This window comes from Paenarthrobacter aromaticivorans, from assembly GCF_019038615.1.
Taxonomy (GTDB): domain Bacteria; phylum Actinomycetota; class Actinomycetes; order Actinomycetales; family Micrococcaceae; genus Arthrobacter; species Arthrobacter aromaticivorans.
Window position 1 is genome coordinate 1 of the sequence record NZ_JAHOPC010000016.1, and the last position, 11,195, is coordinate 11,195.

The following is an 11,195-nucleotide window of genomic DNA, read 5'->3' on the forward strand; positions in this document are numbered from 1 at the left end:
TGAAGTGACTCCGCTTCGAAGCACGCAACGGGACAACAAAATCCATAACGGACCTTTCCCCGCCCCGCACGTCAGGCCACGAGCGACACACAAACTGTCACACAGCAGCCTGACACACAGGGAGGTTCCCTGGGCTGTCGCAGTTTTCCGGCGAAGTCGTGGCAAGGGCTGGACGGCAGGCACCCGAACAGCGGGGTCCAGCCCGCAAAGGTTGCCTGCCGTCCAGCCCTGGAGAAGGCTACGCTTCCGCGAGCTCGTCAGACTCTTCGAACTCCACGGCCGCGATGATTTCCTTGGTCTCCGGGTGGATCATGAAGGCTTCCTCGTCGTCCTCCACCATGATGTAGTCACCGTGGTCGGTGGAGAAGTGCCAGGCGAGGGTCTTCACGCCGTCGTGCTCGTAGTTGGGGTCTCCCATGGTGATCTTCTGCAGCGCGTAGCCTGCCACATCGCACAGTTCCCGGATGATGACCTCGAACTCAGGAGCGCTTGCGAGGGCTTCTTCGTCTGCTTCGGCCTGGCGCTCGGCGAGGTCGGGGATGAGGGCGACGCGCTTGGCAATGTGTGCTTCCAACTCCTCGTCGGAAAGAACCAACAGCCCGGGCTGGTTCCGGAGGTAAGCGGCGTTGAGGTCGATGATGTCCTCTTCCTCCAGCAACGCTTCAAACTCGCCATCGAGCTCATCCAGGACGACGACGGCCTCGAGGGGCGCTTCGGAATCGTCCAGCTCGCCGTCGAGGTAGGCCTCGGCGTCGTCCTCACTCAACCCATCAAAGGCTGCAGCGGTGCAGTTGAACAGGTCCAGGTGCCGGGTGGCGCCCATGCCTTCCAAACCGGCACGCACGTAGGCGTCCACCTCTTCACGTTCCGGGGCGGTGAACACGTACTGGGCAAATCCCCCGGCCAACGCCTGGGTCAGGTAGAAATCAACAAAGTAGCTGTTGAGCGCAGCGGTCGAGATTTCGTCGCTGTTGAGGAGCTCCGCATACATCTGGTTCACGACGTTGACGTTGGAATCCACAACATCCGCATTGCCTGCTTCGAAGCTGGTCTTGCTCAGGACGACGGGGTACTCGTTGGTAGTCATGGGAAATCCTCACTGCTAAAAGCTGTTGGTGCTCCGGACCCTTTCAACGTACGCGCGGGAGCGGCGCGGCAATCGAGGTAGAGGTTAACAGAGGGCGAAGTTTGGGAGCCGTTTTCTGCTGACTAAGATTGAGCAGATAACCTCCTGCCGAAAGTAGCCCGACGCATGCCGTCCCACACAGACGAAACCTGGGAACTGGCCATTCAGACTCCTGCCATAAACGACCGCTCCTTGGCGGCCGGATTGGCCTATGCCATGGGCAGCCGCGTGAGCGGAATTTCGTTCGATTCGGCCACCGGCCTCTTGCTTGGCAAGGTCCGCGGCACCGGTCCGCAACCATATTCGACGTCGGCAAAGCTGGTTCGCAAGCCCAGCGGCTGGAGCTGCACAGTAGGTATTTGCAGCTGCCCTGTTCGCAAGGACTGCAAGCACGTGGCCGCCTTGCTTTTCACGGCTGAAGACCACCCCACCATCCGTGCCCAGCTCCTGTCCCAGGCTCCCGGGATCCAGACCTCGCGCCTTGGTTCCTCCGAGCAGGGCGGTTCGGCGCGGCCGGCTTGGGAGCAAGCCCTCAACAGGCTCATCGCGAAGCCGGGTACTGCGCCGAGCACTGCCGGCATTCCGCTCGCCCTGCAGTTCGAGGTTGAGGAACCGGCCGCCCACTTCTCCTACACAGGCCGCCGCGACCCCATGCGCAGTGTCCGGCAACTCAAGGCACGGCCCGTGATGATGGGCGCCAAGGGCAAATGGATCCGCGGCGACGTCTCCTGGAACAACCTCAGCTACATCAGTTTCCGCCGCGAATTCAATGAGGCCCACGTCGAGTGGCTTCAGACTTTCCTCGCTGCCCATGGTTCCAGCAATGGTCGCCAGCAACCGTCGGGCGCCATGTGGTTGAGCCTGAATGATTTCGCTGCCAAGAACCTCTGGACCCTCCTCGCCGACGCCACTAAAGCCGGCATTCCGCTGATTCACGCCGCTGGTAGCGAGCCTGTCCACGTCGAGACCCAACCCGCCGTCGTGGGACACAGTTTGGCGCGCCTTGAAGCGCTGGGCGCCGAAGACGGGAAGAAAACGCCCGACGGCGGCCTGCAGCTTGCGCCGTCGGTTGCGGTGGGCGGTGAGCAGATTGATGCCGGAACTGTGGGCTTCCTGGGCAAGCCCGCGTACGGGATCTTCTTCACGCATTCGGGCGCCGAGACCCTACCCGGGGTGCCGCAGCAGAACAACCTGATCACGCTCGCCCCGATTGAGGGTGGTATCACTGACGAACTGCTCGAGTTCGTCACCGAGGGCGAGACGCTTCTGATTCCGGCCGAAGATGAGAGCCGCTTCCTGACCTCGTTCTACCCGAAGCTGCGGCAGTCCACGCCCGTCAAGGCAGCGGATGAATCCGTGGAACTGCCAACTCTGGCGGTCCCGACGCTCTCTCTGCTCGCCAATTACGGCACTGATCACAAGGTGCGCCTGCACTGGGAATGGCACTACAAGTCCGGCACGTTGGTCACCGCGCAGCCCTTGTGGCGGCACCCGGATGACCGTGGCTACCGAGATGACGTCGAGGAAGCTCGGATCCTGGATTCGATCGGTCGGCCGTGGGACGTGGTTCCGGCGTTGGCGGAATCCGCTACCGGCGGCTGGGGCGCTCCGCGGCTCGCGGCCTCGGCTGAGCTTTCCGGTCTGGACACGCTGGCTTTCACCGAGGAGATCCTGCCGACACTCAAGGACCTGCCCGACGTCGTCGTAGAGACCTCCGGCGACATCGCTGATTACCGCGAGGCCGCCGAAGCTCCCGTCGTTTCCATCTCCACGAAGGAAACGGCGAGCGGCGACTGGTTCGATCTCGGCATCGTCATCACCCTCGAAGGCGAGCCCGTCTCGTTCGCCGCCGTGTTCTCCGCCCTCGCTGCCGGCATGAGCCGCATGCTGTTGCCCAGCGGCGCCTACTTCTCCCTCGACCTGCCTGAGCTGCACCAGCTGAGCGCACTGATCGACGAAGCCAGGTCCCTGCAGGACAACCCGGATAACAAGGACGGCACCCTGCAGATCAGCCGCTTCCAGGCCGGGCTCTGGGATGAGCTCGCGCAACTCGGCATCGTTGACGAGCAGGCCGCCGCGTGGCGTGAGGCCGTGGGCGGATTGCTCGACGACGGCGTGACCGGGCTGCCGCTGCCGGCGGGCCTTAACGCCGAGCTGCGTCCGTATCAGCTTGAAGGCTTCAACTGGCTCAGCTTCCTGTTCAAGCACAGCCTGGGCGGTGTGCTGGCCGACGACATGGGCCTGGGCAAGACTGTGCAGGCGATCGCGCTGATCTGTGCGGCCAAGGAGTTGGCTGCTGCTGTGGCACCCGATTCCTCGGCCGGGCTGACACCCCGCGCTCCGTTCCTGGTGGTTGCGCCCACCAGCGTGGTGAGCAACTGGGCCGCGGAAGCGCAACGCTTCGCTCCAGGGCTTGTGGTGAAGACCGTCGGTGAAACCTTTGCCAAAAGCGGGCTGTCACCTGTCGACGCGTTGGCGGGTGCCGACGTCGTTATTACGTCCTATGCGCTGTTCCGCATTGATTACGATGCCTACGCATCGTTCCAGTGGGCTGGGCTCATGCTGGACGAGGCGCAGTTCGTGAAGAACCATCAATCCAAGGCCTACCAGTGCGCGCGCAAGCTGCCGGCCCGGTTCAAACTGGCCATCACGGGTACTCCGCTGGAGAACAACCTCATGGAGTTCTGGGCACTGACGTCGATCGTGGCGCCCGGCCTGTTCCCGAGTCCCAAGCGGTTCGCGGAAAACTACCAGAAGCCGGTGGAGAAGAACGGTGACTCGGCGCAGCTGGCCAAGCTCCGGCGTCGTGTCCGTCCGCTGATGATGCGCCGTACCAAAGAACAGGTCATCAAGGATCTTCCGCCGAAGCAGGAGCAGGTCCTGGAAGTGGTCCTGAACCCGCGGCACCAGAAGGTTTACCAGACGCACTTGCAGCGCGAGCGGCAGAAGATCCTGGGACTGATCGACGACGTCAACAAGAACCGCTTCACGATCTTCCAGTCGTTGACGTTGCTCCGGCAGCTGAGTTTGGACGCGTCGTTGGTGGATTCGTCGTTGTCAGGAGTGCGGTCGTCCAAGCTCGATGTGCTGTTCGAGCAACTTGAGGACATCATTTCCGAGGGCCACCGGGCCCTGATCTTCAGCCAGTTCACCGGATTCCTGGGCAAGGTACGGGAGCGTTTGGATGCCGAGGGCGTGGAGTATTGCTACCTCGATGGCAGCACCCGCAACCGCGGGGATGTGGTGAGCGAGTTCAAGAACGGTGCCGCTCCGGTGTTCCTGATTTCGCTGAAGGCCGGTGGCTTCGGGCTCAACCTCACTGAGGCGGATTACGTGTTCTTGCTGGATCCATGGTGGAACCCGGCTTCCGAAGCGCAGGCTGTGGACCGGACGCACCGCATCGGGCAGGCCCGCAACGTGATGGTCTACCGGTTGGTTGCGAAGGACACCATCGAAGAGAAGGTCATGGCGCTGAAGGCCAAGAAGTCGCAGCTGTTCGCGGATGTGATGGAAGGCGATGCCCTGGCCGGTGGCTCGTTGACGGCTGATGACCTGGCGGCGCTGTTCGCGGAGTAGCTTTCCCAACTGACTGGCATTAGTTGTTGCTATGAGCACTGATAGCAACCACTAATGCCAGTCAGATTCCGCTGTTCGTCGGCGGCGAAGTGATGTCCGGGCGCTCAACGCCCTTGATGACCGCAATTTCCACATCTTCGTCAACACCGAAGAGACGTTTTCCAACGTCATTGACGTAGAGCCAGACGCCACTGCCATCAGGCATGACGTCCAAAACCAGCCCTAGCTGGAGGCCAGCGCCGGGCATCTTCACTTCGACTTCGTCGCCCGGCAAAAGGTACTCCCAAGCCTTGTAGTGCCGCAGGGGCAAAGTGCCCGCATCCAGCATTTTGAAAACACTGCTTTTCTCTCTCGACAACGCGTCTCCCCCACTTCCCGCTTGACTAGCAGTGAGGGTGGGGGACGGAAAGTGACGGCTAAATCAGTCGTCCAGGCGTACCCCGCGCAGTAACAGCATCGTTCCGCCCACGGCCACAGCCGACGCCAGGAACACCCCCGCCGCGCCTAGCCCTACCGCCACGACGCCGATTGCGCTGGGCAGGACCACCTGTCCCACCCTGTTGCCGGCGAGCCTCAAAGCCAGAGCACGGCCGCGCTGGCCTTCGGGTGCTTGGGCGGAGAGCCATGACATGGTCAGCGGCTGGCCGATTCCCAGGCCCAGGCCCAGGAATGCCATGACGATGAACAGCAGCCACACGGGCATAGGGATGGCGGCGACGGCCAGCGAAGCCGTTGAGACAGTGAGGCTCAGGACGAGCAGCCGCATCCGGCCAAGCTTCCTGGACACGCGTCCGAGGCCGAGGCGGGACACCATCGAAAAGACTGCCCTTACAGCCAGCATCAGGCCCACGGTTGCCGCCGTGATCCCCCGTTCGGCGCCCAGGGCCGGCAGGTAGACCACTGTCAGGTCGACCACAGCCAGCACCGTTGCACTTGTAGCCAACGCCCTGACGACGCCCGGGGTTTTGAGCAGTGAGACAGCACTGCCCTTACTTCGTTGAGCGCCCTTCGCCGCCCGCTTCCGCCTACTGACGCGGGAGGACACAACGAAGGTCGCCAGGAAAAGAACCAAGCTCATGCCAACGGACAAAATGAAAATTGCCTGCGTGTTGGGGCGTACCGATGCCCCGCCAACCAGCGAAATAGCCAAAGGACCAAGGGCCTGACCAAGCGAGGCTGCGAACGTCAGGTATCCGAAGGCTGAATCAAGCCGCGTCGATTCCGCATTATTAGCGACCACGGCCTGCTGACCCACGACGCACGCCAACTGACCCGCGCCGAGCAGCGCTGTGCCCGCGATCAGTGCCGCTACTGACGTCCCCCAGAAAAGCAGGAATGCGGAACAAGCGAGGACGACGGCGGACCCCACCGCCATGAGCCGACGCTCACCCAACCGGTCCACCAGTGAACCGATAGGCAGGGCAAGCAGCAACGGGAAGACCGCATAACTGGCAGCGAGGACCCCAAGTGCGAACGCGGGAACGTCGAGTTCGAGTGCCCGATACGTAGCCGCTGGACGGACGAGGAACGTCACTGCCTGGATGAGGGCCGAATGGAGCAGGAGAGCCGTGGACGAGCGCCAACCGAGTTCGCCGATCATTCGACTACGAGCCCCTGGCCAGCAATGACCCGTAGAGTCTCATCCCGGGCGGCTATGACGTGGTCGAAAGCGATCTTCGCCGCCTTATCAGGCTCCTTGGAAGCTATAGCCTCCACCAGCACTCGATGATCGGCAAGAGCCTCCTCACGACGATCAGGCGAGTTGTTGGTGAAATGCCGGTAGCGCTCAACCTGGCTCGATATCTGATCATGGAAGCGCCGGGCCCAGGAGTTGCCGGCGATCCTGGCGATAGCAGCGTGCAGTGTCACTCCATACTTCATGGCTTCTTCCGCAAACCCGACCATGGCGGCGTTGCGCTCGAGGATCCCGTGAAGTTCCTCGATGTCGGCGGGAGTGGCCCGGGCGCAAGCTTCACGTGCCATTAATGACTCCAATGCAGCACGCACATCGTAGAGCTCGGAAATCACATGTTCGTCCAGCGCCGGAACCACCACTCCCCCGGTGGCTTGCTGTTCCAGGAGGCTCTCCGAAATCAAGCGCCGAATGGCTTCCCGTAGAGGCGTGCGGCTGACCTGCAGCGCAGCGGCCATAGCGGGTTCGTAGATGCGCTCGCCCGGTTTGAGCTCGAGGCTAAGGATGCGCCGTTTGAGCTCGCTGTAGACCAGATGAGCCCCGGTGTTCCGCGGTTGTATGTCTGCCATCGCTACCTTGGGTAGAAGATGTGTACTTGTATACATCTATACATTGCACGCGGAGCCAAAGCAACGCGGGGTCACCTACGGCCCATGTTCTCGGCGTTAACCGGCCCTAAGTGACCCCGCGTTGCAGTCGAGGGCGACCACTTCTGACCAATCGCGACCGAGGCTGTTCGAGTGCCTTGTGACTCCCCCGGCGCCCTCATAGTCTCGGCTTGCCTGGCGGCGACGGAAGCCGGGCAAAAAGCACCCACCTACAACACCGAAACCCGACGATGAGGTCCTCCTATGGCGTTTACCCCGCGAAGATTCCGAAAGCCAGTGGCCGTACTGGCCGCAGCTGTCACGGCGGCAGCGAGCCTTGCTCTCGTGCCCGCAACAGCACCGCAAGCCCACGCAGATGACGCAACCGCCGTCACCATCACTCCGAACCCCGCCAGCCGCGGCGAAGCGTTCGAAGGCTGGGGAACCAGCCTCGTCTGGTTCGCGAATGCGACCGCGGGTTACTCTCCCGAGCTGCGTGAGGAGCTGTACCAGAAGGTCTTCAGCGAGGACGGGCTCAACCTCAATATCGCCCGCTACAACGTGGGTGGTGGGAACGCTTCGGACGTTGCCAACTACCTCAACGACGGCAGCGCCGTAGAGGGATGGTGGAAGCCGGTCCCCGAAGCTCAACCCGGCCAGCCGGCGTCGAACCTTTACAACCCGGACGGAACTGTTGACAAGACCCAGGCCAACAAGCTGGCCTTCCTCAACGCATGGGACCCAGACGATCCCGCCTCCTACAACCCCGACGCAGACCAGAACCAGCGTTGGTGGGTGGAGCGGCTCGCCCAAGACCAGCAGATTACCCATTGGGAAGCCTTCAGCAACTCCCCGCCTTGGTTCATGACAAAAAGCGGCTACGTCTCCGGCCAGGTCAACACCAACAAGGGTGAGAACCTCCTGCCGGAAGCGGAAGGCAAGTTCGCCGCATACACGAGGCACGCTGTAGAACTCCTTGAAAAGGGCAGTGGAATCACCGTTGACACCATCGATCCGTTCAACGAACCCAACTCCGGTTACTGGGGCACGGACATCAACGCCACCACCGGCAAGCCGCCCACGACGTACACGCAGAAGCAGGAAGGTTCGCTGATCTATCCAGCCGCCCAGGACCGCGTCACCAAGCTTTTGGCTGCCGAACTCACGAAAGGCAGCACAGGCGCGGTCATCTCCGCGATGGACGAGACTGACCCCACCAAGTTCATGACCAACTGGAACGGCTACAGCCAGGAAGCCAAGGACGCCGTCTCGCAGCTCAACGTCCATACCTACGGGACCAATGACCGCCGCCGGGTCCGCGACTTGGCCAGCTCCACCGACAAGCCGCTATGGATGAGCGAGGTAGGCGGGTTCTGGACCGGCAACCCGGCGCTCGGCGATTCCACCAGCGGTTGGGACCGCTCCAACATCACCAACGGTCTGGGCATCGCGAGCCGCATGGTCAACGATCTCCGCGAGCTGGATCCCAACGCCTGGGTCTTCTGGCAGCCTGTGGAGGATACGTATAAGCAGGAGAAGGCCGACAAAGGCTGGGGTTCCATCTACGTCGATTTCGACTGCAACTACGCCGGCCGTGAGGGCTATTCCAACCGCCGGCTCAATGACGGCGCTACCTTGGATGCAGCCAAGTGCAAGGTGCTGACCAACCAGAAGTACAACACCACCCGGAACTTCACTCACTACATCCGACCGGGCGACTTCCTCGTCCCGAACGACAACGCCAAGACCGCAAGCGCCCTCCGCGCGGACGGCACCGGAGCCACTCTGGTCCACTTCAATGACACCGCGACGCCGGAAAAGGTCACCATCGATCTCAGTCGCTTCGGATCCATCGCGCCCGACGCCAAGGTCACCCCCGTGGTCACCACGAAGTCCCCGTTGGACAACATCGAGAAGAACGCCCTTGTGAAAGGGGAGCCTGTCGCCGTCGATACCTCGGCTAAGGCCGCGACTCTCGAGGTGCCTGCCGCGTCCGTGGTGACTTTCGTCGTCGACGGCGTCAGCGGGGTTTCGGACGATGCGGCACCTGTACGCGACGGCCACAGCTACCACCTCACCGGCGAGGCCAGCGGCAAGTACCTTCATGGTGGCGCGAACGGTGCGGTGTCAATCGAGGAGCTAGGTGTGGATGCTGCGGGCGTTGCTCCGCAGATCTGGACTTTCAACGCTGTGAATGCTGACGACGAGTTCGCGAATGACCGCCGATGGGTCCTGACGAACAAGGAGGGCCGCGTACTCACGGGTAGTGGTGGGGTAATGAATGGCAGCCAATCGGGCGCTGCTTCGCTTGCCTCCCTGTCACTTGAACAGGCTAAGGCGACTCCTTCCGCTCAGTGGACAGTGACCACGGAGAACGGGAAGCAGTGGACCTTGGTGAACGCCGGCGCCGCGATTGCCCTGCAGGTTTCCGGCAACCAGACCGCCGCCGGTACGGGTGTGGCGTTGGCTTCGTCTTCGGGGACTACGGCTACTGCTTCAGCAAGCCCCCACCAGGCCTGGGCGTTCACGGACATCGCCGATTTGAAGCTCCTCGGTGTTTCCCCGATTGACGTGAGCACGCCTGTTGGCGCCCTGCCTGTCCTGCCAGCCACCGTCGTTCCGGTTTACGAGGCAGGTCCGGGCAGGCCGCTGCCTGTTACGTGGACCTCCGTTGATCCGACTGCCTGGCAGAAGGCAGGGAAAGTGACTTTGTATGGTTCCGGCGTCGATCCCTACGGGCAGGCGTTCGAGGCTGTTTTGACCGTGACAGTGGGCACTTACGCCGCGACGGATCCTGTCTCGGCGACTGTGGGTGTTGGATCGTCTGTTGCGGCCGTCCAGGCGGCCGCTCCAACCAGCGTCCCCGGGCAGATCGCCGACGGTCCAGCGCGGAATCCCCTTGCGGTGACATGGGACTGGTCCTCGCTTTCTGAGTCCGCGCTCCAGTCCGTTGGTACCGTGAGCGTTTCGGGCACCGCTGGCGGACTCCCCGCAACACTGACTGTGATTGTGGTGGACCGGGTTCTTTCCACGAACATCTGCAAGGACGATCCCGGCACATCAGTCACCGCCAGCTACACCGAGGGCTCCTACATCGCTAGGAACACCTGCGATACCAACACCTCAACGCGCTGGTCCAACTGGGTGAGTGGTGGCCGCAACGGCGACTCCCTCAGCTACTCATTCAGCCGCGACTACACCGTTTCTTCAGTGACCGTCACGTCTGCGGAGAAGGCCGCACAGAGCCTTAAAGTGCAGTACCAGGATGCAACGGGAGCGTGGGAAGACACGTCCGCGGGGGCAGTTGCGGGGCTTTCCATTGCTGCACCCGCTACCGTTTCCTTCGATCCGGTCACCACACGCGCCATCCGCGTCTCATTCGTGACCACGGGCTCCTACACCAAGGTGGCCGAGGTTGCGATTGCCGGGTCCCGCTTGGCAGATGCCGGGCTGGCGGACCTCGGGCGCCTCCTCGTCAACCAGGCATCCGTGGTTGGTTTCGGCCCGGCAACCACCGGCTACAGTGCGCTGACGGCGACGGCGACTCCCGCCGTCGCTGGCTACCCATTGGATACGAACGCCAAGGTGACGGTCCAGCAGCCCACAGCTGAAAGCCCGACGGCGGTAGTCACCGTGACCGCGCCGGACGGGACCGTGAAGGAATATCGTGTGACGATTTCGACCGGGAAGGAGGCGTGCAAGGACGATGGGTGGAAGCGGAGTCCCTCGCCTGTGTTTGCAAACCAGGGGCAGTGCGTGAGCAGCTTCGCGGCTGGGATGTAAGCTCTTCTTCGCCTCGATCTCGGGTCTCCTCCAATTGCGTGTTGGAGGAGACCCGAGGGCATAAGCGGTGAACAAGGGGATCCTTATTCGCATTTAGGCCGTCAAATGCAAATAAGGACGTCGTACTCACCGTCCTGGTCCTGAGCCGTCCCGGACTCGCTAGCCACGCTCCCATCGGTACGGGGTAGTCGTAGAGACTTTGAGCAGGCCTGAACGTTCCAGAATCGGGCGGGAGAATTCGGTCGAGTCGCTGTGGACGAGCGTCTTGCCCATGTTGAGCGCGGATTGGGCACGGCGGGCAGTGAGTGCACGGTAGATCCCCCGGCCGCACCATCCTTCGAGCGTCGCACCGCCCCAGACCCCGGCAAAGCCCGTGCCGGGGACGGGCTCAAGGCGCCCCGCACCCTAGGTAGTCAGCCGTTTCGACGGC

General features: G+C 62.5%; 6 protein-coding genes and 1 pseudogene. 2 read left to right on the forward strand and 5 right to left on the reverse strand.

From position 1 onward, the window contains the following. Positions 1 to 238: 238 nt before the first annotated feature. Positions 239 to 1,087, reverse strand: a complete 849-nt coding sequence (locus KSW38_RS20080) for a DMP19 family protein (RefSeq protein ID WP_216926719.1) — start codon at positions 1,085 to 1,087, stop codon at positions 239 to 241. Between the two features lie 165 nt (positions 1,088 to 1,252). Here KSW38_RS20080 and KSW38_RS20085 point away from each other — a divergent pair, with 165 nt between their 5' ends. After that, complete coding sequence (locus tag KSW38_RS20085) at positions 1,253 to 4,702, forward strand: DEAD/DEAH box helicase (RefSeq protein WP_216926720.1); 3,450 nt, start codon at positions 1,253 to 1,255, stop codon at positions 4,700 to 4,702. A gap of 61 nt (positions 4,703 to 4,763) precedes the next feature. On the opposite strand, the gene KSW38_RS20090 is transcribed toward KSW38_RS20085, so the two are convergent. The 3 genes from KSW38_RS20090 to KSW38_RS20100 form a co-directional block, all read right to left on the reverse strand. Beyond that, a complete protein-coding gene (locus KSW38_RS20090; protein ID WP_216926721.1) occupies positions 4,764 to 5,030 on the reverse strand; it encodes a hypothetical protein in 267 nt (88 codons plus the stop codon). Between the two features lie 93 nt (positions 5,031 to 5,123). Further along, positions 5,124 to 6,302 carry an MFS transporter gene (locus KSW38_RS20095; RefSeq protein WP_216926722.1) on the reverse strand — a complete coding sequence of 393 codons (1,179 nt, stop codon included), beginning with the start codon at positions 6,300 to 6,302 and terminating at the stop codon, positions 5,124 to 5,126. After that, entirely contained in the window at positions 6,299 to 6,964 is a 666-nt protein-coding gene (locus KSW38_RS20100) for a GntR family transcriptional regulator (protein ID WP_216926723.1), read from the reverse strand. Before KSW38_RS20100 ends, KSW38_RS20095 begins: the two co-directional genes overlap by 4 nt. 315 nt (positions 6,965 to 7,279) lie before the next feature. Here KSW38_RS20100 and KSW38_RS20105 point away from each other — a divergent pair, with 315 nt between their 5' ends. Continuing rightward, positions 7,280 to 10,765, forward strand: coding sequence for a discoidin domain-containing protein (locus tag KSW38_RS20105; RefSeq protein WP_216926724.1), 3,486 nt, complete (start codon positions 7,280 to 7,282; stop codon positions 10,763 to 10,765). 159 nt (positions 10,766 to 10,924) lie between these two features. On the opposite strand, the pseudogene KSW38_RS23560 reads toward KSW38_RS20105, so the two are convergent. Further along, positions 10,925 to 11,167, reverse strand: a pseudogene (locus tag KSW38_RS23560) (GNAT family N-acetyltransferase); the annotation flags it as partial. Positions 11,168 to 11,195: the final 28 nt, after the last annotated feature.

Excerpts from the sequence above, each read along its gene's own strand:
- KSW38_RS20080 (WP_216926719.1), bottom strand. The coding sequence starts at position 1,087 with ATGACTACCAACGAGTACCCCGTCGTCCTGAGCAAGACCAGCTTCGAA.
- KSW38_RS20085 (WP_216926720.1), top strand. The coding sequence starts at position 1,253 with ATGCCGTCCCACACAGACGAAACCTGGGAACTGGCCATTCAGACTCCT.
- KSW38_RS20090 (WP_216926721.1), bottom strand. The coding sequence starts at position 5,030 with ATGCTGGATGCGGGCACTTTGCCCCTGCGGCACTACAAGGCTTGGGAG.
- KSW38_RS20095 (WP_216926722.1), bottom strand. The coding sequence starts at position 6,302 with ATGATCGGCGAACTCGGTTGGCGCTCGTCCACGGCTCTCCTGCTCCAT.
- KSW38_RS20100 (WP_216926723.1), bottom strand. The coding sequence starts at position 6,964 with ATGGCAGACATACAACCGCGGAACACCGGGGCTCATCTGGTCTACAGC.